A 25,192-nucleotide genomic window follows, 5' to 3' on the forward strand; every position below is an offset into this window, starting at 1 on the left:
GATCAGACCTCCTTTAAAAATTCTTGGTAATCACGAATATAATCAGATTCATCAAAATGTTCGCTTGCTAAAACTAGCAAAACACAATCCTCTGAAAAATTATGCATTTCCCGCCAAACCAAGCCCTCAATCACCAACCCTTGTGTTGGATTATCTAAAATAACTTCGTCTTTCTTATGACCATCATCCAAAATAAATCGACAACTTCCTTTTAAACAAATGGCCACTTGTTTTAAATTAAGATGTGCATGAAAACCACGAGGCTTATCTACTGTATTAAAAATGTAATATAAACGCTTAACCTCAAAGGGGATGGACTGATTGGATTCAATAGCCACTAACCCACCACGGTCATCACCAAAGTTCGGTAAGTCAATTAACTTTACTAAACTCATTTTATTCATTTACCAAAGAAATCAGATATTGACCATAGTCATTCTTACTCATGCTTTGACCAATTTCCAAAATCTGCTCTTGACTTAGCCAGCCCTGATTAAAAGCAATTTCTTCTAAACATGCCACTTTATAACCTTGGCGTTTCTCTAAGGTTTCTACAAACTGTGCTGCTTCTAGTAAACTTTCATGTGTTCCTGTATCGAGCCATGCAAAACCACGGCCTAATAACTCTACGTTTAAATCACCACGCTCCAAATACATTTGGTTCACTGTAGTAATTTCTAATTCACCACGTTCAGAAGGTTTAACTTTTTTGGCAATTTGGACCACTTCATTGTCATAGAAGTACAGCCCCGTTACCGCAAAATGAGACTTCGGAAACTGAGGCTTTTCTTCTAGGGAAATTGCTCGTTGCTGTTCGTCAAATTCAACTACACCAAAACGCTCAGGGTCTTTAACTTGATAACCAAAGACTGTTGCGCCTTTTGCACGAGCAACGGCTTGTTTTAACATTGGTGTAAAGCCTTGACCATAGAAAATATTATCGCCTAGTACTAAACACACATTACTATCACCAATAAACTCTTCGCCGATAATAAACGCTTGTGCCAAACCATCCGGACTTGGCTGAATAGCATATTGAAGACGAACACCAAATTGTGAACCATCACCCAGTAAACGCTCAAAGCTCTCTTTATCTTCTGGTGTTGTAATAATAAGGATATCCTGAATTCCTGCCAGCATGAGCACAGAAAGTGGATAATAAATCATGGGCTTATCATAAATAGGTAAAAGTTGCTTTGAAACACCTTTTGTAATTGGATACAAACGTGTACCTGAGCCACCGGCCAGAATAATACCCTTTGTTGTTATTGCCATTATGCGTTTACACCTAATCTTTCACGTTGATAGCTACCATCTTGAACTCGACGGCACCAATCTAAATTATTTAAATACCATTCAACCGTTTTTCGTATGCCCGTTTCGAAGGTCTCTTGTGGCGTCCAACCAAGTTCTTTTTCAATTTTTGCCGCATCGATCGCATAACGCAAATCATGCCCTGGACGATCTTTCACAAAAGTAATCAGTGTTTCATATTTCTGCCCAGTGGACTGAGGCTTTAGCTCATCCAAGATCTTACAGATCGTTTTTACAACTTCAATATTTTGCTTTTCGTTGTGTCCACCAATATTATAAGTTTCACCAACTACACCTTCTGTGACAACCTGATATAAAGCACGTGCATGATCTTCAACGAATAACCAATCACGAATTTGATCACCTTTGCCATAAATGGGTAAAGGTTTCGCATCTAGAGCATTGAGAATGACCAAAGGAATCAGTTTCTCAGGGAAGTGATAGGGCCCATAATTGTTTGAACAATTCGTCACAATCGTGGGTAGACCATACGTACGCTGCCATGCACGAACCAAATGATCTGAACTGGCTTTACTTGCAGAATACGGTGAACTTGGTGTATAGGGCGTTGTTTCGGTAAATAAATCTGTAGTTCCCTCTAAATCACCATACACTTCATCGGTCGATATATGATGGAAGCGAAAAGCTTCTTTTGCGTCTAAGGTGAGACTTAACCAATATTTTCGTGCGGCTTCCAACAAGCTATAAGTGCCCACAATATTGGTCTGAATAAATGCAGCAGGACCATCAATAGAGCGGTCAACATGCGATTCAGCAGCCAAATGCATGACTGAATCTGGTTGAAATTCATGAAATATTCTTTCTAATACGACTTGATCACAAATATCTGTTTGGGAAAATTTATAGCGTTCACTTTTTTCAATGGATCGCAGTGACTCCAGATTACCTGCATAAGTCAACTTATCTACATTTAAAACATGATGATGGGTGTTTTCAATAATATGACGTATTACTGCTGAACCAATAAATCCAGCGCCACCAGTTACTAGAATGCGCATTTCAAGCTGTTCCTATCATTTCATCACATTTGTATTTTGGTTTTTTAAGTAAGTTACAATGTATTCCGTTTAACTGCCAGATCGGCTCTTACTTAAACTCAACACGCTTAGCCACTAACGCATATTTCACTTGCTTCAATATACGTAAAACCTCCAGTTGGATTTTAGCCCAACCCTTCTTCTTTTGCTTTTTCATCCGCGCTTTACGCTCTGCAAGCAAATCACTTGAAAGTACCGTTTTCTTTTCAGGATATAACATCATTTCCTGTATACATAAAGCAGGTGTCATCTGATACACGGGATGAAATGTATGACGTACAAATTCATCAAACATCACTTGGTCTAGTGGGATCAATTGAATTTTTTTCACATACTCCAAATATTTTTGAGCACCAACAAAACTCAGGATATAACCTGCGGTGCCTAAGTTTTTTCCAATGAGTTGAACAATATAACGCATGCCATTTGCTATTTCTGACTGAGTTTTACCTAGAAAAACCTGATCAGCAAATGCTTCCGTCTTAATAATATCCCATTCGGTACTGATCCAATCTGAGTTATTTAATAGTTCAGCAGCATCCTTCCCTAAATACACATCATCTTCAAAAATAGCCAAATGAGGGATTTGCTCATCCACCATTTTTTGCCATATCGAGACATGACTCATAAAACAAGCCAATTCCCCTGGACTTAAAAAGTCATCGTGAATGTTAAGCTGCATTTGTTCAGCTAAAGGACGTGCTAAATTGGGTGTTAGCGCATCAAAAAACTCAAACCCAATATTTTGTTTGCCGAACTCTTGCACGATGTGCTCACGACGCGCTGTGGCTGTCTTTAAGCTGATGACTATATTTTTCATATCAATACTACTTACTTCGATGCAACCAAATGCTTCATGGCATAAAATTTATCACGCCACATCCGTTTTTGTTTTTTAAGACCGTGAGAAAAACTACGCCCTTCTTTTTCTTTACGAGAAATACCTTGTGCTGCCACAGTGCCTAAAATATCACTGTCCAAGCCTGCAGGTTTCACCAAGGCAGGCCATACACCCAATCCCTTCCCATTTTTACTGAGCCACGTTTGAAAGAAAATATCGACAGGCATAGCCATTTTTTTCCCAGCCTGCATAAATGCTTCAGCACCTTGACGCGACCACACCAACCCTAAACCACGAATAGGAAAATAAAAAGCATGCCATAAGCTCATACCCTCAATATCCGTAATATCTTTGGCCAGCTTTTTCTTTTTGGTTGCAATGTTAAGCAAATACCAATCCAACTCCTTATGCTGATCTAGATACTCAATCACACCATCAAGCTTGCGTTTAAAGTCTCGATTGATTTTCATATCATCTTCAAGTACCACCAAATAGTCAGCATCCGTACTTAAAAATTTTTCCGCACAGCCATAATGACTTAAATAGCAGCCTAACTCTGAATTCATTAATCTACGGCCAAGTACGTGGTTCGCCCCTTGGTCATCATAATTTACAAATTCAGTTAAATCTTTTCCACGACCATCGACTGCAGAAAAACGCTCAAAAGGCCAGTTGACTTGATTCAGCTGCTGAGTTGCTCGTTCAAGTCGTTCCTGACTGCCGTCCAAATTAATCAAATAAGTAACAACTTTCATCATGAACCTTTAAACTAAAACTGAATGGGGCAAATAGCCTGCTAATTTTTCATGCATAGCAGTACTGATTTTTTTCGCAGCGTCACTATCAAGCTGATCCAAACTCTGTATACAACCATACTTAATCTCAGGATTATGCAACGCCTGTATAAAACTGTTCAAACTGTCCTGATTTTTAAGGTAGGCCAATTCAAGATCTGGTTTCAACTCCGCCTGCTGTTTTTGAATCTTAATGTGGTTCATTAATGAAATTGGATTCAACTGCTCTACACTACGAAATTTAAACTTGATCTGGGTTTCTAAAAGCTGTGGATGTTCCAGCAAATAATCTTTTAATGCATGGCGATCTACAATATGTGGATAATGATGGATTTCAAAAAATTTCTTAAAGCCCAAAACATCCGCACCAAGCATCTGCGCAATCATATGTTTCGGCTGAATTGGCTTTCCAAATTGGCGACTCATTAGCTGACGATATTTGAGCTTTACTTTGAGTGCAAAACTATTTTGCCAATGACCATAGATCACCAAGCTATCCGTTTTTAAAAAGTCTTCGACTTGTGCAGGCGCATTAAAAAAGAAATCGTCATTGAGATAGATAAAATATTCCGACAATCCTTCAATATTCCACAGCATGCTTTCAATGGAACGGGTATTGAAGGTCGGTAAATACTCTTCAAAACCTCTAAAAATTTCTCGGTGATCAACCACACGAATTTTATCTACAGCGCACAAACCTTGCGCTGCAAATTCATCGATAAACTCAGGACGCTGATTATCTGCCACTACATAGATATGACGACAAAAAGGGACATATTTTAAAATTGAAGCAATGTTGTAATAAATTTCGTTATTACTGGCGAAACGCGTATCACTGACTGCATCAGATGCATCGTCACCAGTCAGATATTTATGGCGTTTCTTTTTTAATTCAAGATCATTGCCATCTACCCAGGCAATCACGATATCAATATTTTGCATTCACTTGATCACTTCAAAATCTGAGTCTAATGGACAATTATTGCCAAGCATCCTTAATCCACTGTGATGGCAATACATAACGATACCATTTCCCACCACCACCATTAATCGCATCAGGTGGATTGATTTCACCATGGAAAATAATGACCTTAACCCCTTCAGGTTTTACAGGGGGCTTAAAGTATGCCAGCGGAATTTTTTGCAAACAGTGATACTTGTAACTCTTACACCAACTATCAGGCCAGTAAGAAAGTTTTTTCTCTTGATCGACATACCAAGACAAATAAGCTTGCTCATTGCGAAACTTTTGACGAATTTCATCAAAATTTTCACGAAAATAGGGCATCAATCCTGGGAAAGCTCCCAGTTTAAAACGGTAAACCGAACTATTGCCTGTAATACGCCAAGGACGTTTCCAGTCATGGATAATCAGGAAGTCCCCAGGATGGGTAAAGAAACTGTCAATATTGTCAACAATCACCACATCCAAATCTAAAAAGAGTGCATTACCTTGTAAGCCGTACAAGTCTGGCTCAAATGTAGACAATTTATTCCAACCGCGTTCAGGACTTCCTTCTGGAAGCGCTAAAGGTGGAATGGGAAAACATTCAACTGCAGGGTCAATTCCTTCGGTGCGGTCTGTTAGACAAACCATTTTAAAATCAACCGTGGTGTGACGCTTCACCATGTTATATAAACGATTGACGTACTCGGCCCCATATTTGGTGCCCCATTTCATGCATAACACAATATTTTGATCTGTCTGTGTTTCAGCCTGTTTTGACAACGAGTCGTTTACGTTTTCCTGCATGTTCTATCATCCACCAGCATTCTGCGTTGTATCATAACATTTCTTGCAATAAGTTAGTGTATGGCTTTTTCAAAGCTCTCATAATACTCAAAAATAGTTTGTGCTATGATACGAAAACGCTTTATGTAAATCCTTTGCAAGGTTCACTTAAGCCCTCATATGAAGAATATATAATCAGGTTGATATGAAAATAGCAGTTGCAGGCACAGGTTACGTCGGCCTTTCTAATGCCATGATCTTCTCACAACATCATGAAGTGATTGCACTAGACATCATCGACACGAAAGTCGACATGTTGAATCAAAAAATCTCTCCGATTCAAGACGCAGATATATCGACATTTTTAAGCGAGAAACCGCTCAATTTTCGTGCCACAACTGACAAATATGAAGCCTATCAAGGCGCTGATTTTGTCATTATTGCAACACCCACCGACTATGATACCCAAACTAATTATTTCAATACACAAAGTGTGGAAAGTGTCATTCGAGATGTGGTCGAGATCAATCCTCAGGCAACGATGATTATCAAATCAACAGTGCCAGTGGGCTTTACTCAAAAAGTCAAAAAACAATATCATACTGAAAATGTGATCTTCTCCCCTGAGTTCTTACGTGAAGGAAAGGCGCTGCATGACAACCTTTATCCCTCTCGGATTATTGTTGGTGAAAAGTCAGAACGTGCTCAATTGTTTGCAGATATGCTGATCGAAGGTGCAATCAAAAAAGACAGTCCTGTATTGTTCACTGACTCAACTGAAGCCGAAGCGATTAAGTTATTTGCCAACACCTATCTCGCAATGCGTGTCGCTTACTTTAATGAACTCGATACCTATGCCCAGTCCTTCGGTCTGGATACCCGTCAAATTATTGAAGGTGTATGTTTAGATCAACGTATTGGCAATCATTATAACAATCCATCGTTTGGCTATGGTGGCTATTGTCTACCTAAGGATACAAAACAACTTCTTGCCAACTACAATCAAGTGCCGAGCAACCTGATTCAGGCCATTGTAGATTCCAACAGTACGCGTAAAGACTTTATTGCAGACTCTATCATTGCAAAAAATCCTAATACCGTCGGTATTTATCGTTTAGTGATGAAAAGTGGCTCCGATAACTTCCGTGCGTCAGCGATCCAAGGCGTCATGAAACGCATCAAAGCCAAAGGCATTGATGTGATTGTTTATGAACCAACCTTAAATGAAGATGAATTTTTCAAATCCAAAGTGATTAATGATTTAGAGCAATTTAAACAACAAAGTGATGTCATCATCGCCAATCGTAAGTCACAGGATTTAAGCGATGTTGAAGACAAAATCTATACCCGTGATATTTTTGGAGGCGATGAATGAACGTTTTGGTAACAGGTGCAGCAGGCTTTATCGGCTTTCATGTCTCTAAAAAACTACTCGAACGTGGTGATAGTGTTGTCGGTTTTGACAATATGAATGATTATTATGATCCTGCTTTAAAGCAAGCTCGTATCGACTTATTACATCAGACTGCTCAGCAAAGTGCTGGCCAATTTGACTTCATTCAAGCCAATCTTGCCGATAAAACAGCAGTTGATCAATGCTTTTTGCAACACCAATTTGACCGTGTGATTCACTTGGCTGCACAAGCAGGCGTACGCTACTCACTTGAAAATCCAATGAGTTATGTAGAAAGCAATATTATTGGCTTTACCAATATTATTGAAGCTTGCCGCTATGCGAAAACACCACATCTGACCTATGCCAGCACCAGCAGCGTATACGGTGCAAATACCACCATGCCTTTTAGTGAGCAGCATGGCGTAGACCATCCTATTCAGTTTTATGCAGCAACAAAACGTGCAAATGAATTAATGGCGCATAGCTATAGTCACCTATTTCAATTGCCAACCACAGGCTTACGTTTCTTTACGGTCTATGGACCTTGGGGACGCCCCGATATGGCGCTGTTTAAGTTCACCAAAAACATCATTGCGGGTCAATCAATTCCCGTATTTAACCATGGTAATCACACCCGCGATTTCACATTTATTGAAGACATTGCTGAAGGCGTGATTCGCTCAAGTGATCAAATTGCTAAGGCCAACCCAAATTGGGACAGCAATCACCCAGATCCAGCGACCAGCAATGCGCCTTTCCGTATATTCAACATCGGCAATAACAATCCTGTGAAACTCATCGAATATATTCAAGCAATTGAAAAAGCCGTTGGCCAAGAAGCCATCTTAGAACTGCTCCCACTTCAAGCAGGCGATGTACCTGATACCTACGCAGATAGCAGCGCTTTAGAAAAAAGTGTAGGGTATAAACCCTCTGTTTCAGTTGAAGCTGGTGTGAAACAATTTGTAGATTGGTATCGTGACTTTTATCAGGTTTAAATAAAAGCCACTCGCTAATTAAACCAATCTAAAATAAAAACCCTAATTACTGTGTAATTAGGGTTTTTAAATACAGGTGTATTTAAATTAAATTTTAGACCGTTACACTATAAAATTTTTCTTACTAAATCACCATCCAACACAAAACTGTCCCCTATACCTATACAAATTCTTTGAGGTAGAAAAAATCTATCCTTCGGTTGAAGATCCTCAACTAAATAAGCGAAGCTTATTTAGTTGAGGATCTTAGCAATAGGATAACTTTTATTTATACTCGATGAGGTTTATGGAATGGCTTTTATTAAAAATTACAGTATCAAAAAATATTAAGTCTATACAAAACATTGGCTTAAATTATTTAAGAGAAATACCAAATTAAACACCACCAGAGCCATCATAAATAATCCTATGATGACTCTACCTTTATAAAAATAATTTATTTATTTTTCTTTTTGCATATATTTATCAATATATGATTAAGAACGCCATAATTCTCCAAGTTTTACATCCCACTCAACAGGAGAAATAACCATACGCCCTGCATTTGGGGTCAATGTGATTTCACTAAACAGCACTTCATCTTGTGACAATAGGAAGTCAATTCGGCTATAACCATATTCCAAACATAACTGCTCAGATAGCTCAACCATTTTATGCATCTTGCACGGTTCTATCACCGCTTCTGGCGTATTTTCTTTGCAATCTACGGTGAAAGGCTGTAGCACCCAAGAGGTATCATAAATATTTGAATACTCTGTACCATCACTCCCTTGGACATCGACTTCAATATACTTAGGCTGCCCTTCAAAACAGTGGACACGACATGTTGTAATGGTGGCATTCGTGTTAGCATCACGATATAAGTCAACATAATGCTCTGCCAAGATGAGCGGCGAAATATTTTTATAGTGCCACTCTCGCTTGCGGTAGTACATATTCATTTTTAAACTGTTATTTAGTTTACTTTTTGCACGTTTAATATCAAATGTACTTTTATCACGGCAAACAATCGCACTTCCACTGTCATGAGTACACTTTAAAACGAATTGGTTCGGAAATTGATTAAAATCAATACTATTAAAGTCACAATATGTCCCTACAAGTGGAACCAGATATTTTTCTCCAATCCGATCTATAACCAACTCTCTTACTGCCGATTTATCAGCTAATTTGGTATGTAGTGCACTTCTATCAAAAATCATTCGTGCAGTAACTTTCTCATTAAAACTTTCAGGTTGATTAAAATTTGGGGTATACCCTAATTTATTAATGAACCTCTTTTTTAAATATCTCTCATCAGAAACAAACAATGTTCTAAATACTTTTGCTTTATATATAAGACTGTTAATCATGGATAAAATTTTAAATACATCTCGTTTTTACCAAATAATAACAAATAAATTAGACTATGTATGCTTTAAGCATATTATTTTTTACTAAAAGTTCAAAATAACTTTAGCTGCTTTATAAACTATTTAATAACAATAAAATATAATCCATATATTTTTCAAAACAATGAAAATAAAAAAAAGGCTCCAAAGAGCCCTTTTTTTCATCGAACCATTTATTTTACATAAGTCAACCAGTGCGCGTATTTCGGGTCTTTACCCTTAACCGCATTAAAGAATGTGGTTTGAATTTGTTCAGTAATAGGACCACGCGTACCTGAACCGATTTCACGGTCATCATATTCACGAATAGGCGTCACTTCAGCAGCAGTACCTGTAAAGAATGCTTCATCCGCAATGTAGAATTCATCACGCGTAATACGACGCTCAACCACGTCATATCCTAGGTCTTTTGCAATCGTGATAATGGTTTGACGCGTAATACCATCAAGCGCCCCACCCGCGATATCTGGCGTATGTAAAACACCATCTTTCACCAAGAAGACGTTTTCGCCAGAACCTTGGCATACATAACCTTGGGGGTCGAGCAGCATTGCTTCGTCATAACCTGAATGCGCTACTTCTTGGTGAGCCAAAATCGACAAGGTATAGTTACCTGACGCTTTCGCTTTACACATCGTCACGTTTGGATGGTGATGGGTAAATGATGAAGTTTTTACGCGAATACCTTTCGCCATTGCTTCATCACCGAGGTACGCGCCCCAGCTCCACGCAGCAACCACCGCATGAATCGTATTGTCTGTTGCAGCAATACCTAATTTTTCAGAACCAATAAAAATAATTGGACGCAAGTAGCAAGACGCTAATTTATTTTCACGAACCACATCAATTTGAGCTTGCTCTAGTGTTGCTTGATCAAACGGGACTTTCATTTGATAAATTTTTGCAGAGTTCAATAAACGCTTAGTGTGTTCTTTTAGACGGAAAATAGCCGTGCCATTCGGTGTTTCATAGGCACGGACACCTTCAAACACACCCATGCTGTAGTGCAAGGTATGTGTTAATACGTGAGTTTTTGCCTCACGCCAGTCAACCAATTGTCCATCTTGCCAAATAAAACCATCACGATCAGCCAAATTCATGACACACACTCCAAATTTATATACACAGTCATGTTACCCAATGCTCACGATTGAGCTTGGATCAATTAATCTTTGCCATAATTTGCAAACGATCACTCGGGTATCGCGCCAGTCCGCAGCATTTACTTGCATGGATTGATTCGCAAGGGCTAAACGGTGGCTCTCGGCTCGTTCACTGAGATAAGCTTGAATCAATGCAGTCGCATCGTCACTGGATAAGCAACTGGCTTTTGCGGCGTCTTCAAGGATTCGTACATTGTCGGAATAATGGGCAAGATCTGGATGAGATCCGCTCCATGCCAACACAGCATACTGTGCCATAAATTCGATATCGACGATACCACCTGCGTCTTGTTTTAAATGAAAAATTCCATCTTTTTGTTGTTCTTTAGAAGAACCCAAATGGTCTTTCATTTTTTGACGCATCTTCAGCACTTCTGCGCGTACATTTTCCTCATCTCTTGGCTGTGTCAAAATCCGACAGCGCAATGCTTCAAATTTATCACGCAAACTTGGCTCACCTGCAATCGAGCGAGCACGCACCAATGCTTGATGCTCCCAGACCCATGCATTTTTCAACTGATATTGCTCAAAGGCTTTTAAACTGGTGACCAAGACCCCCGCCTCACCCGATGGGCGTAAGCGCGTATCGATTTCATAAACCCGACCATCGAGGGTCTGCGTGGTCATCAACGACATAAATTTCTGCGCAACACGCATTGCAAACTCAAATCCACTGATCGACTTCAGCCCATCGGTATCGGCTTGCTCATCCATATAATGAATAAAGACCAGATCTAAGTCCGAGCCATAACCCAGCTCAATCCCGCCAACTTTTCCATACCCCACCACAGCAAATGCCAAATGATCGATCGAACAGCGCTGTCCTTCAACATCGAGCGGATAACCATGTTTCTTTGCCGTCATTTGGTAAGCCAAATTTAAAGTTGTACTGACCGAAACTTCTGCAATATCGGTCAAAGCATCGGATACTTTCATCAACGGACTTTCAGCCAAGACATCACTGGCTGCAACCGCCAATACATTGGATTTTTTAAATAGGCGCAGCACACGCATCAAATCTTCAACGTCATCAAGCTCAATACGAAGCAACTGTTGACGCAGAGAATCTTCCAAATCTTGACGGCGCGGTAGCTCAAAGTCCATGGACAAAAATTCATCCAAGAGTACTGGATAATGGGTCAATTCTTCACAAATCCATGGACTTACGGTTGCCATTTTCACCAAGCGCTGTAACGCCCCTTTACTCTCAATCAACATGACCAAATATACGGTGCGCCGCATCACAGACTCGACCAAAGGCATGAGGCGAAGCAACGCGGCTTGCGGCTTATCTGACTGTAAAATCGCTTCAATCAAATGCGGCCAAAACATTTTTAAACGCTGCACCGCTTTTGCAGGCAGTTTTTTCAGCGCATGACCATTCCAAAATTCATGAATGAGGTTTTTTGCATTCGCATCCAACACCTCATTTAAACGCGCTTCTAACTGACTAAAGCTTTCTACAAAAGGGTCATGTTCTTTTTCTTTAATTAAATGCTCAAACTGGTAAATAACTTTGGCGCGCTTTTGGTTTAAGTGCTCAATAAATGCATCCCAACTGACAAAACCCAAGGTGTCAATCATCCTTTGTCTGAGTTCTGGTTCTGTTGGTAAAGACTGGGTTTGTTGATCATTCAGAGCTTGAATGGCATGTTCTACACGGCGCAGAAATAAGTAGGCATCTTCCAGCTCACTGACCGCTTGCCCATCCAGCAAACCCACTTCACCCAAATGATGCAAGCTCACTAAACATTGACGGTCTTGTAATTCTAATTTTGCCCCACCATAAATTAGCTGAAAAACCTGCACAATAAATTCGACTTCACGAATACCACCTGCACCCAACTTAATATCATCTTCGATATTGCGGCGTAATACTTCACGCTCAATCATGGCTTTCATTTCGCGCATGGCTTCAAAAGCGGTGTAATCGACATACTTACGGAACACGAAAGGACGAGTCATGTCCAACAACTCATTCCCCTCTTTGCCCCCTGTCACAATCCGCGCCTTAATCCACGCATAGCGCTCCCACTCGCGACCATGCTGGCTTAAATACTTCTCCAGCGCCGCATGACTAATGGCCAATGCAGAACCATCACCCCAAGGACGTAAGCGCATATCCACACGGAAGACAAAACCATCAGCCGTGATATGGTCCAACAAGTAAATGAGTTTCTGACCCCACAAAATGCAAAACTGTTGTACGTCTATGCATTTACGACCATCAGTTTCACCTTGCTCATCAAAAGCAAAAATCAAGTCGATATCACTGGAGAGATTCAACTCTTGTGCACCGAGCTTCCCCATCGCGACCACAATTAAATCTTGAATTTTATGGTTATAACCCACAGGCTGACCATGTTTAGTCACCAATGGCGCTAAGGCAAACGCTTTTGCCACACAAATGGCTGCATCGGCAAAATCCGATAACTCTCGCGTTAGCGTCATCACATCGATCAGTTGATTGGCATCCTGCCAAATCCAGCGAAACATTAAACGCGCACGTAAAATTCGGATGGTGCGCATCCATGTGCTTTCATCACTGATCTCTTTTAAGCTGTTTTGAACGACATTGAAAATTTGTTCGGTGGTCAATGGCTGAGAAAATTGATCAATTGCATAATCTTGTTCAAGATAAACCTGATGTATAGATAGGACTTGTTCCGCATATTGACTTGCGCGCAATGTCTTTTGCAATTGCTCAGCATTCATGATCGACTCTTTCGGATTGTTTTGGTTATTTATAACAGCAGATCATGAGATTAGGCGAATTATTTTATAAGAAAAGTATGATTATTCACTAAATTCTTGCTGGGATGTCGCAAGTGACAATGCTTGATGTGCGCTGTTCGAACGTGGCAGGCTGACGATAAAAGTTGAACCTACACCTTCTTTCGATGTGACTGAAATTTCACCTTTATTCAAATCAACAAAACGCTTACACAACACCAGACCTAGACCAGTCCCATTCTCCCCAGCTGTCCCCTTAAAACTAACGGTTAGTTTCGGTTCAAATAAAGATTCGATTTGCCCCAAGGTCATACCTAGACCCGTATCTTGAATGTAGATATCGATAAAATCATCACGTTTTTTGGCATCAATCGTCACAACCCCTTCGCCATGCATATGGGTAAATTTCAGCGCATTTGAGACCAAGTTTTGGATCACCGAGGTCACCATATTGATATCTGCAAAAATTTTTAAATCATCGGGGACACGGTCAATCAGTTGAATATTTTTATTGATGGCCAACGCATGCAACACATCAAAAACAATTTGAGAGGACTGCTTAAGCTTGTAATGGATGGGGTGATAAACAAAGCGCCCGCCTTCTGCCATCGCCCAATTCAATAAACTCTCTAACAAGCTATAAGTCGATTGTGCTGTATCATGCAGATAATCTGCAATGCTTTGCACACCAGACTCATCCAAACTTTTGCGCTCTTCAGCCAACACTTCTGAGAATCCAATTAAGCCATGAAAAGGCGCCCTTAAATCATGTGCAATAATTTGGAAAAATTTAGTTTTACTGACATTCATAGCCACCTGTTGTTCATACAACTCTTTGAGCTCCGCATTTTCCATACGCAAATGCAGCAAATTGAGAAAACCAGAGGCCAGTTCATAGACATTTTCTACAGCATCTTGCGTAAAAGCCTCCAACTGCTCATCAAAGAAAATCACTTGCCCTACAGATTTATCCGATACCTTTAAATCCAATGCGATGATCCGCTGATGTTTAAACCCTAAAGCAGTCACCTGCTGAGAAAGATGATGATAATGGCAATGCAGGCTATCAATCGCAATCTCCCCTTCAAAATGAGTAGCAAAATTGGCTGCAGCGGGTAACTGAAAAGCATTGAATGCGTGTTTGCCCGCATACCAACTATAAGATTCATTGCTAAACGTTAGAATTGCGGCATGTGCACCTAAAATTTTTCGCGCAAATTTGAGAAAGCTCTTAATTTTATTGTCATTACTGTTCACGCCCAACAATAAAGATAAGTGACAAGCACTTAACTGTTCTGTATCAGACCCGATATCTAGCAATTGAATACCCATTTCTGCCTCATCTTTTGTGATTTTCGGCACAAACCTATTATTTACTTGTATTTATTAGCAAATTTTCAACATTAAAACAATATAAAAATACAACAATACAAGCGTGGCATTTAACAAAAAAATTAATTATTTCAGAATTTTATCTTGTGACTACTTTCTCTTTTTGAAAACTCGTTATTTATCAGAAGGATTAAAACAAAATTGTGAGTCCATCATATGAGGACATAATTAAGCAAACCCGCACCAAACATTCAATTACTTTAAGCCATCTGTAATGTTTTATGGCGATTTGATTCAAATCTTAAATTTCAGGCAATAAAAAACCCAAGACTGAATATGCTTGGGTTTTTTAATATCTTGGTCCCGAGGGTCGGACTCGAACCGACACGTCATCTCTGACAGCGGATTTTGAGTCCGCCGCGTCTACCAATTTCACCACCTCGGGAAGGTGTTGATGCGTATATTAAACTTTTTGAAAAACTTGTCAACGCAAGTTGATAGTGATTGGCTATTTTTAAGTCATATTTGATTTTTTAGCTTTATATTTGTGCAATTTCAGCGTTTTTCTGCAAAAACGCATATACTAAGCGCAATTTTGACCTCCCTTATTTTGACGCTGCTTTCCCATCATGCAACTTTCTGATTTTAATTTCGATCTCCCTGATGAACTCATTGCCCGTTACCCTTTAGACACGCGTAGTGCTTCTCGACTGTTACACCTCGATGCTCAAGGTCAGCATCATGACTTTCAATTCACCGACATTTTAGATTTGCTCGATGCAGGTGATTTACTGGTCTTAAATGACACCAAAGTGATGAAAGCACGTCTCAAAGGCAAACGTGCCAGTGGCGGAGCTGTCGAAGTTCTGGTTGAACGCATGCAAGATGCATTTATTGCACACTGCCACATCAAAGCCAGCAACACACCCAAAGCGGGAGCTGAGCTCTTTATTGGCCCAGATGCCGTTAAAGTCACAGTGCTAGGTCGTCATGAAAATTTATTTATTGTGGAGTTTTCCCAGCCAATTTTAACGGTGCTGGATTTATACGGACAACTTCCGATCCCTCCCTACTTCAATCGTGAAGCTGAAGCCATTGATACCGAGCGTTATCAAACAGTATTTAATGATCCAACCAAGTTAGCCAGTGTCGCTGCACCTACCGCAAGCTTACACTTCGACCAAAAGCTGTTGGATCAACTTGAAGCCAAAGGTATTCAGAAAACCTTTGTCACTTTACACGTCGGTGCTGGCACCTTTCTGCCTGTACGTACCAATGACATTGCCAATCACATTATGCACAGTGAATGGTGTGATGTTCCAGAGCACGCCGTTGAGCTGATTCGCCAAACCAAAGCTCGTGGCAACAAAGTCATTTCTGTTGGAACAACCGCCACCCGTGCCGTAGAAAGTGCAGCGCAGGCACATGATGGTGAACTCAAAGCGTGGACGGGAGATACTCAAATTTTTATCTATCCAGGTTATGAGTTCAAAGTGGTGGATCGTCTTATCACCAACTTCCATCTGCCTGAATCGACCCTGCTGATGTTGGTTTCAGCGTTGTCAAATCGTGATAATATTTTGGCAGCTTATCAACATGCGGTGGCCAACCAGTATCGCTTCTTTAGTTATGGCGATGCTATGTTAGTCGACCAACTTCAACCCAAATAAGAACCTCACATGCCTATCGATACAATCAAACATTCCATTCATATTCGACGTAAAAAGAATAAAGTTGTGTTTGATAATATCGACAGACTTTGGGACATCGGCCGAGGGGCCGATTCGGCACAAGACATTCTTGACCGACTGCACCCTTGGAATGCCCCGATTACCCTGAAATTTGAAAATGTGCTGCCTATTCTACTTGGAATAGTCGGCATTTTTTTTATTGTGCCAGTGTTCTTTATTGGAGAACATATTTGGACCTTATTTAGCTTTTTATTCGGCTTAGGCTGTCTGCTTTGGGCCTATTTAAGTTATGAGCAAGATGATCCGCTTGAAGAGGTCACTGACTATCTCGAAAAACAAATTATTCATAAAAAATACCAACTCAACGAGTTCACCCCTCCACAGCATATTGGCGTAGCACTACAACCTGCATTTTTTATTGCCCATCTCAAACAGCTGTTTCCAATTTTTAATCAAGGCACCATCAGCAATGATATCCCTTATTACGCCAGTACCACTTGGCAGGATGAAGCAGGACAACAACATCAGGTTTTGCTGTTTCAATACCACTTTGTCGATGAAATTCGCGTGCGTGATAAAGATGGCAATGAGTTAAAAGTTAAAGAAGTGCATAAAGACTTATGGGGATGTTTTGTCTTTGAGGTACCCACGCAAGGACTCGCGATTACCGCATACAATAAAAAGTTTTATTATCCTTATAGCTTTCCATGGCATAGCAGTGATATTCAGATTAACCAGAAACTCAAATTTTTTGGTACTGACCAGATGCAGATGGCCAAACTTCTCTCCCCTGCATTTGTACTACGTACTGCCGATTTTTTCCGTTCTCGTGAAGGCGATTTACTTTTTCATCCTGAAAAAAATATATTGTGCTATATCAGCCCACAAAACCTGTTTGAAATATCCAGCAAAGCAAAAAAAATCAATGACATTTCGACATTGCGTGGACACTTACGCACTTTTAAATTACCTTATCTAGAGCGCTTAGAGTCTGATCTAACGCAATTTTTAAAATAATGACATTTTGCCGTTTGAGGACTGTATGGGGCTATTGATTTTCTTCTTGATTATTATTGCAATCGTGTTTGGCGTAATCGTCATTCGCAATAATATTGTGCGACACCACAATGCAACCATTCGCGCATGGTCGGATGTAGCAACCTATGAGCGTCAGAAAATAAAAATTCTAGATGGCTTAGAACCTTTGGTCGAACAATACTCCAGCTTTGAAAAAGGTACCTTGGAAAAAGTTACTGAGCTCCGTCAGAACATTCTCAACCTGAACTTGAACAATACGGATGTCAACCAATTACAGCGCATTGAAGCATTAAACCAAGAGCTGATGCGTAGCCTCAATGTCGTGGTCGAAAACCACCCTGAACTTAAAGCCAATGACATTTATCTAAAGATGATGAATGAAATTGAAGAGCAAAATGAAAATGTCGGTGCTGCGATCAGCATCTTTAACCGCAATGTCGAACTGTTTAACAACCACATTCAAATCTTTCCGAACAACATTGTAAACACCATGACTGTCAGTAAAAAAGCTGTGCGTCCATTCCGTGACGCTGCTGCGCTGCAAAATTTTGATTACCGCCCCAATTTCAACTAAAAGATCGCTTTAACACAAACAACAAATCCAAGGTACTTAAAATGAGTGCCTTTTTAACCTCTACGTTCACAGCCTCGTCCAGGCGATCAACTCTTTTTGATTCTAATCACGACTCACTCGTCGCCATGACATAAATTCAAACCGAAACAGCCCTTACAGCACACAACCCTACTCCGAAATGCTTTGCGTTAAAAGTGTTACAACACTGGTGTTTATTTGCATAATCAAGGAAAATAGCCTCCTTTTAGCGGCGAACTGTTTTTTCGCTCTTGCACTGCAAGCAGAGCAGTGCTTTGCTCTTGTTCAGGATATTTTATGAAGTTTGAAAAATTAGGTCAGTCGGGTCGCGCCCGTCGTGGTCGTTTAACTTTAGAGCATGGTGTGGTTGAAACCCCTGTGTTCATGCCTGTCGGTACTTATGGTACGGTGAAAGGCATGCTCCCGCGTGATATTGAAGACATCAAAGCGCAAATTATTTTAGGTAACACCTTCCATCTTTACCTACGCCCTGGCCTTGAAGTGATTAAAGAGCACGGCGGCCTGCATAAATTCATGAAGTGGGATAAACCCATTCTGACCGATTCAGGCGGCTTCCAAGTCTTCAGTTTGGGCGCGATGCGTAAAATTAAAGAAGATGGCGTAACGTTCCGCTCTCCAATTGACGGCTCTAAAGTATTTTTGTCTCCTGAAATCTCAATGGACATCCAACATACATTGAACTCAGACATCGTGATGATTTTTGACGAATGTACGCCTTATCCTGCAACGCATGAAGAAGCGCAAAAGTCGCTACAACTGTCATTGCGTTGGGCAAAGCGTTGTAAGACTCAGCATCATGATGTGCTTGAAAATAAAAATGCGCTCTTCGGCATTATTCAAGGCGGTATGTATGAAGACTTACGTGATGAGTCTTTAAAAGGCTTGCTTGAAGTTGGTTTTGACGGTTATGCCATTGGTGGCCTCTCTGTCGGTGAACCGAAAGAAGAAATGATCAAAGTGCTGGATTACCTTCCAGAAAAAATGCCGGCAGACAAACCGCGCTACCTAATGGGCGTAGGTAAACCTGAAGACATCGTAGAAGGCATCCGCCGTGGCGTCGATATGTTTGACTGTGTCATGCCTACACGTAATGCCCGAAATGGACATTATTTTGTGACCGACGGTTTAGTGCGTATCCGTAACAGTAAATACCGTCATGATCAAAGTCCGCTTGATCCACACTGCGACTGTTATACCTGTACCAACTTTACTCGCGCTTATTTATTCCATTTGGAAAAATGTGGCGAGATGCTGGGTTCAATGCTAGGTACTATTCACAACTTACGTTACTACCAACGTTTCACTCAAGACATTCGTGATGCATTGGATAATGATCGCTTTGATGCCTTTGTTGAAGATTTTTATGCACGTCGTGGTTTAGAAGTTCCACCTTGCCCCCAAGATTAATTGTTGTGAGCATTTGCGCTTGGTAAAAAGACAAGGTAAATTGCAGAACAAGTCTATTTATGATCAATTCGTTGGTCACCGTTTTTTTAGTTTAGGAATTTGAAATGAGCCTTTTTATTTCTACAGCTCACGCAGCGGGTGAAGCTGCACAACAACCAAGTATGGTCGCAAACTTATTGATGATTGCTGTTTTTATTGCAATCTTCTATTTCTTAATTTGGCGCCCTCAAGCAAAACGTGCCAAAGAGCACCGCTCCTTGGTTGAAAGTCTTGGCGTAGGCAGCGAAGTAGTATTTGCTGGTGGCTTAATGGGTAAAATCACTAAACTCGAAGGTGACTTTGCAGTGGTTGAACTGAGCCGCGGTGTAGACGTAAAAATTCAACGCGCAAGTGTGATTTCAGTTCTTCCTGAAGGCACATTAAATAACCTTTAATCAAAAAAATTAGTCGTGCATCCGCACGACTTTTTTCATTTTAAGAAGAAAACAAATGCGTTACCCAGCATGGAAATATCTACTGATTCTCGTGGTTTTGATGATCAGTACATTATATGCCCTGCCTAGTTTGTATCCGGATGAGCCTGCGGTTCAAATTTCTGGTGCCAAAGCTGGTACCCAAATTGACCAAAGCATCGTACAAAAAGCAGAGCAGATTTTAAAATCTGAAAGTATTTCAAGCCATGACAACAGTTTTAGCAATAATGCTGCACTGTTACGTCTTGACTCTAGCGAAGCACAATTAAAAGCCAAAGAAGCGTTACGTCGTGGCCTTGGTGATGACTATGTTGTCGCGTTAAACTTGGCGCCAACCACGCCAGAGTGGCTACAAAAAATTGGTGCAAAACCAATGAAGCTCGGTCTGGACTTACGTGGTGGTGTCCACTTCTTATTAGAAGTGGATATGGATAAAGCAATTTCTCAGCGCATGGAAACCTCTGCGACTGATTTACGTCGTCAGTTCCGTGACAACAAAATTAAATTTAACAGCCTTGCATTAAACAACAACACCATTACCGTTCAGTTCGCCAACAACGATGATCGTACTGCGGCTCAAGACTACTTGCGCAGTAATGGTAATGAGTTTAATCAGCAAGCGGTCGCAACTGCGACAGGTTCAACCTTACGTTTAACCTATACCGATGTTCGCCGCCAAGAAATTCAGTCTTATGCGGTGAACCAAAACTTAACCACTTTACGTAACCGTATTAACGAGTTAGGTGTGGCAGAAGCCTTGGTACAAACACAAGGTAGTAACCGCATCGTGGTTGAGCTTCCAGGTGTTCAAGACACTGCTGAAGCAAAACGTGTCTTGGGTCGTACAGCAAACCTAGAGTTCCGTTTGGTCTCTGACCAAAATGACCAAGTGATTGACCCTTATACGGGCAAGAGCAATGGTCAACCGCTTCCACCAGGAACCGAGCTTTTTGCATATCAGTCTTTAGACAGCGGACGTGAATTACTTTTAAACCGTAACCGTATTTTAACGGGTGAACGTGTTCAAAACGCATCAAGTGGCTTTAGCCAAGACACTGGCGGTGCTGAGGTAAACATTACCTTAGACACAGCAGGTGGAAAACTGATGGCCGATGCAACCCGGAATGCGGTGGGCAAGCGTATGGCTGTGTTGTTCATCGAAAATAAACAACGTATTAGCTATATCACCGATCCTGCGACTGGCGTGCAAACCGAAGTCCGTACACCCTATGCAGAGTCTGTCGTGATTAACGCTGCAACTATTCAAGCAGTCCTCGGCTCTCAATTCCGTATCACGGGTCTAGATTCACCTCAAGAGGCATCTGAACTTGCATTGATGCTACGTGCAGGTGCACTTGCTGCACCAATGTACTTTGTTGAAGAACGTGTAGTGGGTCCAAGCCTCGGTCAAGAAAACATTGATAAAGGTGTGCTATCAACTCAAATCGGCTTCTTACTGGTCGCAATCTGGATGGTGGTGTTCTTCCGCGTATTTGGTTTAATAGCTAACTTTGCCTTGGTTTTCAACTTAGCCATGATTCTAACCGTCATGTCTTGGATTGGTGCCTCCCTCACCCTGCCAGGTATTGCGGGTATCGTGATTACCATTGGTATGGCGGTCGATGCCAACGTCTTGATCTGTGAGCGAATACGTGAAGAAATGAAGTGGGGAGCATCACCCAAACAAGCCATTGTGGCGGGTTATGACCGTGCTTATAACACCATTTTCGACTCAAACTTAACCACGTTCTTGGTTGCGTTTATCCTATTTGCTATCGGTACAGGCCCAATTAAAGGCTTCGCTGTGACCTTAATGATCGGTATTATCTGCTCTATGTTTACTGCTATTACAGTAACACGTGCGATTGTACAGCTCATTTATGGCAAAAAACGTAACTTGAAAAAGTTGAGCATATAAGGAGATCGATGATGACTGATGTGACTCAACAAGATTCAAAAAAATACGGCCGTCCAGATGATGAGCGTGTGATTGATTTTATGAAGATTGCGCTGCCTGCAGCCATTCTTTCTATTGTCTTAACCATCGGTAGCCTATTCTTTATTTTCACCAAGGGTCTTAACTTAGGTTTGGACTTTACTGGTGGTATTTCTGCCGAATTGAACTATAGCAAACCAGTGAAATCAGCCGATGTCTCTGCTGCATTAACCAAAGCTGGCTTTCATGACCCTGTAGTACAAACCATCGGTTCAGATCGTGATTTGATTGTGCGTATGCCTGTACAAGAAGACACAGCTGCAGAAGACTTAACCAAAACCATTACTCAAGCTGTACAGCTACCGGGTAACTCCGCTTCAGTCAACAAAGTTGATGTGGTGGGTGGACAAGTCGGAAATGAGCTCTACATTCGCTCAGCAGGTGCTGTGGCTTTAGCGTTACTGCTAATGTTGGTCTACGTAACGGTTCGCTTTGAGTTCAAACTGGCAATGGGTGCGGTACTGTCTTTATTCCATGACGTGGTGGTCACCATTGGTATTTTTGCCATGATGCAGTGGCCATTTGACTTAACTGTATTGGCTGCAATTCTGGCTCTGATTGGTTTCTCACTGAATGACAATATTGTCGTTTCGGATCGTATACGTGAAAACTTCCGTAAGATTCGTGGCGCTTCGCCTTTAGAGATCGTTAACATCGCTTTAACTGAGACCCTACGTCGTACCATTCACACCTCAATGACTTTATTGTTGGTGGTGATCTCGATGATGATCCTCGGTGGTGATGGCCTTAAATGGTTCTCTGTTGCAATGTTTGTGGGCGTTTTTGTGGGTACCTACTCTTCAATCTACATCGGTACAGCTTTTGCTTTATGGCGTGGCTTAAACCGTCAAGACTTTATTGTTCAAGTGAAGCCTGAGTTTGAAGAAGAAAATGAAATTCCATAAATGCACACCATAGTGTGAAAAAGAAAGCCTCTCAATCGAGAGGCTTTTTTATGTCGGTGTGAAGGTGTTGTACCAGCTCAATCTGAGGCAACGCATAGCCACGACAGGACTGTTCTGCCCGCCAAGCCACGGTCAACATCACATCTCCCAACTCAAAATTTTGATAAGCAAAACTCCCAATCAGCGGATGACTACACATGCCGCCATTATGCATTTGATGGGCTTGGGTGTTCAGTTCATTTAAGTTTAAACGAATGCCTAAACCCGAGGCTTTAAGCACAGCTTCTTTGGTGGTCCAGACCTTAAACCAGTATGCTTTGTCCTGATCGAACTGGTGCCACACGCGAAGTTCCTCTACGTGAAAAGCATGTTTAGCCAAAGCCTCAAAACGGACTTTTCGGCTTAATTCTTCCACGTCCACGCCTAGATCCTGCACCCGCTCACTCGTAGCTAAAGCGTAGTAGTTTTGGCTGTGACTATGATTGAAATAAAAGGAAGGTTGATCAAGTAAATAAGGTTTACCTGTCTCACTCAGCGCAATGGAGCGATCATCCACAACCATCTGCTGTTGTTCAGATAAGCATTGATTGCGATATTGATAAATGGCTTGTTTTCGCTGCGTAATTTGCTCAACACGTGACAGGCTGTGATCCACCTGCACAATGTCCCCAATCTTTTTCAGCTCAACACGTATTGTCCTTGCCACTTTGCCTTCCTATCATGGTTTCATGCATCATAAAATAAAAAAGCCCAAAGATCACTTTGGGCTTTTCAGCATCAAAACTTTAATGCCTGATTAGCGTTTGAATTTCTTCTCAGCTTTCTTAAATTTCTGAACATAACGACGCTTACGCGCTGCAGTACGTTCATCCACCTGTGACTTACGTCCTTCAAATGGGTTTTCAGAGGTTTTAAACTCAATACGCACTGGCGTACCTTCAAGTTTGTACACTTTACGGAATACGTTTTCTAAATAACGACGATAATCCGCAGGGGTTTTATCAACTTTGTTACCATGCACCACAATCGTAGGTGGATTTTGTCCACCCATATGGGCATAACGCATTTTAATACGGCGACCACCGACCATTGGCGGTTGGTGCGCATCCGTAGCATCACTTAAAATTTGTGTGATTTTTGCAGGTGAAACTTTCAAATGTGACGAATCATAAGCACGGTGAATCGATGGATATAGATCCCCCACACCCGTACCATGCAATGCAGAAATCAAATGCACTTTCGCCCAAGGAATAAAGTCAAAGCGACGATCGACATCCAATTTACATTGTTTACGATCATACTCAGACATATTGTCCCATTTGTTAATCGCAATCACCATCGCACGACCCGCTTCAAGCGCGTAACCAATCAAATGTAGATCTTGCTCAACCACACCTTCACGTGCATCAAGTACAACCACGATAACATGGGCATCTTTAATGGCCTGTAGCGTTTTCACAATTGAGAACTTCTCAATCATTTCATCGACTTTACCTTTACGGCGCACACCTGCAGTATCGATTAAGGTGTACTGACGGCCATCACGTTCATACGGGATATAGATCGAGTCGCGGGTTGTCCCCGGTTGGTCAAATGCAACTACACGCTCTTCACCCAACAAACGGTTCACTAGCGTTGATTTACCAACGTTTGGACGACCAATAATCGCTAAACGTAAGCCTGTGTTCTTGTCGTGCTCATCTGCATCTTCATCTTCAGGCACACTTGAAAGCACATCTTCAAGCATTTGCTGTACACCGCGACCATGGCTCGCAGCCACTTGCATGGGTTCGCCCATACCCAACTTGTAAAATTCAACAAGTGCAGCTTCGGCATGTACACCATCAACTTTGTTCGCCACAAGGTAAACTTTCTTACCCAGTGTACGCAGCTCACGCGCAATTTGCTCATCCGATGCGAGCAGGCCTGCGCGTGCATCGACTACAAATACAATAATATCGGCTTCATTGATGGCAGTTTTGGACTGTTCTGCCATGTAAGAGTCGATACCGCCTTCATTTTCGCCAATACCACCAGTATCAACCACAATGAAAGACTTATTTTGAAATACAGCATCACCATATTTACGGTCACGAGTCAGACCGGCAAAGTCAGCAACAAGCGCGTCTCGGCTTTTGGTGATCTGGTTAAATAGCGTTGATTTTCCGACGTTCGGACGACCAATGAGCGCAATTACGGGTTTCATAGATTAACCTTTATTCAAGATCAGCCAGTGAGACTGGTCTGAACATCAGAAACTGGAAGAAAAATTAGGTGAAAAACCTGAATAAAAACTCGGGGTTTTGACTAAGCAAAC

Annotated in this window: 22 protein-coding genes and 1 tRNA gene; 9 read left to right on the forward strand and 14 right to left on the reverse strand. The window is 41.2% G+C overall.

The genetic code is table 11. From position 1 onward, the window contains the following. Positions 1-2 precede the first annotated feature (2 nt). From MF4640_RS01650 to MF4640_RS01680, 7 genes are all read right to left on the reverse strand, one after another. Entirely contained in the window at positions 3-395 is a 393-nt protein-coding gene (locus MF4640_RS01650; protein WP_078388517.1) for a sugar 3,4-ketoisomerase, read from the reverse strand. Between the two features lies 1 nt (position 396). After that, on the reverse strand, positions 397-1,275 hold the full coding sequence (rfbA, locus tag MF4640_RS01655) for a glucose-1-phosphate thymidylyltransferase RfbA (RefSeq protein WP_078388485.1): 879 nt from the start codon (positions 1,273-1,275) through the stop codon (positions 397-399). After that, positions 1,275-2,333, reverse strand: a complete 1,059-nt coding sequence (gene rfbB / locus MF4640_RS01660) for a dTDP-glucose 4,6-dehydratase (RefSeq protein ID WP_078388486.1) — start codon at positions 2,331-2,333, stop codon at positions 1,275-1,277. Before rfbB ends, rfbA begins: the two co-directional genes overlap by 1 nt. 88 nt (positions 2,334-2,421) lie before the next feature. Next, positions 2,422-3,192 carry a glycosyltransferase family 25 protein gene (locus MF4640_RS01665; protein ID WP_078388487.1) on the reverse strand — a complete coding sequence of 257 codons (771 nt, stop codon included), beginning with the start codon at positions 3,190-3,192 and terminating at the stop codon, positions 2,422-2,424. A gap of 11 nt (positions 3,193-3,203) precedes the next feature. Beyond that, positions 3,204-3,968, reverse strand: coding sequence for a glycosyltransferase family 25 protein (locus tag MF4640_RS01670; protein WP_078388488.1), 765 nt, complete (start codon positions 3,966-3,968; stop codon positions 3,204-3,206). A 9-nt stretch (positions 3,969-3,977) separates the two neighbouring features. Further along, positions 3,978-4,949 (reverse strand): stealth family protein, encoded by a 972-nt coding sequence (locus MF4640_RS01675; protein WP_004983556.1) that lies wholly within the window; start codon positions 4,947-4,949, stop codon positions 3,978-3,980. Positions 4,950-4,986: 37 nt separating this feature from the next. Next, entirely contained in the window at positions 4,987-5,760 is a 774-nt protein-coding gene (locus MF4640_RS01680; RefSeq protein ID WP_078388489.1) for a glycosyltransferase, read from the reverse strand. Positions 5,761-5,944: 184 nt separating this feature from the next. On the opposite strand from MF4640_RS01680, the gene MF4640_RS01685 reads away from it, so the two are divergent. Both MF4640_RS01685 and MF4640_RS01690 read left to right on the forward strand, forming a co-directional pair. Continuing rightward, positions 5,945-7,114 carry a nucleotide sugar dehydrogenase gene (locus MF4640_RS01685; RefSeq protein WP_078388490.1) on the forward strand — a complete coding sequence of 390 codons (1,170 nt, stop codon included), beginning with the start codon at positions 5,945-5,947 and terminating at the stop codon, positions 7,112-7,114. Continuing rightward, a complete protein-coding gene (locus tag MF4640_RS01690; protein WP_078388491.1) occupies positions 7,111-8,133 on the forward strand; it encodes an NAD-dependent epimerase in 1,023 nt (340 codons plus the stop codon). The genes MF4640_RS01685 and MF4640_RS01690 overlap by 4 nt, the downstream gene beginning before the upstream one ends. Before the next feature lie 476 nt (positions 8,134-8,609). On the opposite strand, the gene MF4640_RS01695 is transcribed toward MF4640_RS01690, so the two are convergent. The 5 genes from MF4640_RS01695 to MF4640_RS01715 form a co-directional block, all read right to left on the reverse strand. Beyond that, entirely contained in the window at positions 8,610-9,485 is an 876-nt protein-coding gene (locus MF4640_RS01695) for an ATP-grasp fold amidoligase family protein (protein ID WP_078388492.1), read from the reverse strand. A 212-nt stretch (positions 9,486-9,697) separates the two neighbouring features. Further along, a complete protein-coding gene (locus MF4640_RS01700) occupies positions 9,698-10,624 on the reverse strand; it encodes a branched-chain amino acid transaminase (protein ID WP_004983545.1) in 927 nt (308 codons plus the stop codon). 33 nt (positions 10,625-10,657) lie between these two features. Next, entirely contained in the window at positions 10,658-13,402 is a 2,745-nt protein-coding gene (glnE, locus tag MF4640_RS01705; protein ID WP_078388493.1) for a bifunctional [glutamate--ammonia ligase]-adenylyl-L-tyrosine phosphorylase/[glutamate--ammonia-ligase] adenylyltransferase, read from the reverse strand. Between the two features lie 81 nt (positions 13,403-13,483). After that, complete coding sequence (locus MF4640_RS01710) at positions 13,484-14,752, reverse strand: sensor histidine kinase (RefSeq protein ID WP_078388518.1); 1,269 nt, start codon at positions 14,750-14,752, stop codon at positions 13,484-13,486. Positions 14,753-15,110: 358 nt separating this feature from the next. Beyond that, positions 15,111-15,197: transfer RNA gene (locus MF4640_RS01715), tRNA-Leu, on the reverse strand. Positions 15,198-15,381: 184 nt separating this feature from the next. Here MF4640_RS01715 and queA point away from each other — a divergent pair. From queA to secF, 7 genes are all read left to right on the forward strand, one after another. After that, on the forward strand, positions 15,382-16,422 hold the full coding sequence (gene queA, locus MF4640_RS01720; protein WP_078388494.1) for a tRNA preQ1(34) S-adenosylmethionine ribosyltransferase-isomerase QueA: 1,041 nt from the start codon (positions 15,382-15,384) through the stop codon (positions 16,420-16,422). 9 nt (positions 16,423-16,431) lie between these two features. Continuing rightward, a complete protein-coding gene (locus tag MF4640_RS01725) occupies positions 16,432-17,460 on the forward strand; it encodes a hypothetical protein (RefSeq protein WP_078388495.1) in 1,029 nt (342 codons plus the stop codon). 25 nt (positions 17,461-17,485) lie between these two features. Then, the gene (locus MF4640_RS01730; protein ID WP_078388496.1) at positions 17,486-18,055 is read left to right on the forward strand and encodes a LemA family protein; all 570 of its coding nucleotides are present in this window, start codon (positions 17,486-17,488) and stop codon (positions 18,053-18,055) included. 315 nt (positions 18,056-18,370) lie between these two features. Continuing rightward, positions 18,371-19,501 carry a tRNA guanosine(34) transglycosylase Tgt gene (gene tgt, locus MF4640_RS01735; RefSeq protein ID WP_004697695.1) on the forward strand — a complete coding sequence of 377 codons (1,131 nt, stop codon included), beginning with the start codon at positions 18,371-18,373 and terminating at the stop codon, positions 19,499-19,501. Between the two features lie 104 nt (positions 19,502-19,605). Further along, positions 19,606-19,935 (forward strand): preprotein translocase subunit YajC, encoded by a 330-nt coding sequence (gene yajC, locus MF4640_RS01740; RefSeq protein ID WP_004697692.1) that lies wholly within the window; start codon positions 19,606-19,608, stop codon positions 19,933-19,935. A 55-nt stretch (positions 19,936-19,990) separates the two neighbouring features. After that, a complete protein-coding gene (secD, locus tag MF4640_RS01745) occupies positions 19,991-21,892 on the forward strand; it encodes a protein translocase subunit SecD (RefSeq protein ID WP_078388497.1) in 1,902 nt (633 codons plus the stop codon). 8 nt (positions 21,893-21,900) lie between these two features. Continuing rightward, complete coding sequence (gene secF / locus MF4640_RS01750) at positions 21,901-22,875, forward strand: protein translocase subunit SecF (protein ID WP_171065426.1); 975 nt, start codon at positions 21,901-21,903, stop codon at positions 22,873-22,875. Positions 22,876-22,906: 31 nt separating this feature from the next. Here secF and MF4640_RS01755 read toward each other — a convergent pair whose 3' ends face one another. Beyond that, complete coding sequence (locus MF4640_RS01755) at positions 22,907-23,581, reverse strand: 4'-phosphopantetheinyl transferase family protein (RefSeq protein ID WP_171263836.1); 675 nt, start codon at positions 23,579-23,581, stop codon at positions 22,907-22,909. 90 nt (positions 23,582-23,671) lie between these two features. Next, positions 23,672-25,081 carry a ribosome biogenesis GTPase Der gene (gene der, locus MF4640_RS01760; RefSeq protein ID WP_004697684.1) on the reverse strand — a complete coding sequence of 470 codons (1,410 nt, stop codon included), beginning with the start codon at positions 25,079-25,081 and terminating at the stop codon, positions 23,672-23,674. Between the last annotated feature and the right edge of the window lie 111 nt (positions 25,082-25,192).

It is taken from the genome of Acinetobacter sp. MF4640 (assembly GCF_002018895.1).
Classification (GTDB): domain Bacteria; phylum Pseudomonadota; class Gammaproteobacteria; order Pseudomonadales; family Moraxellaceae; genus Acinetobacter; species Acinetobacter johnsonii.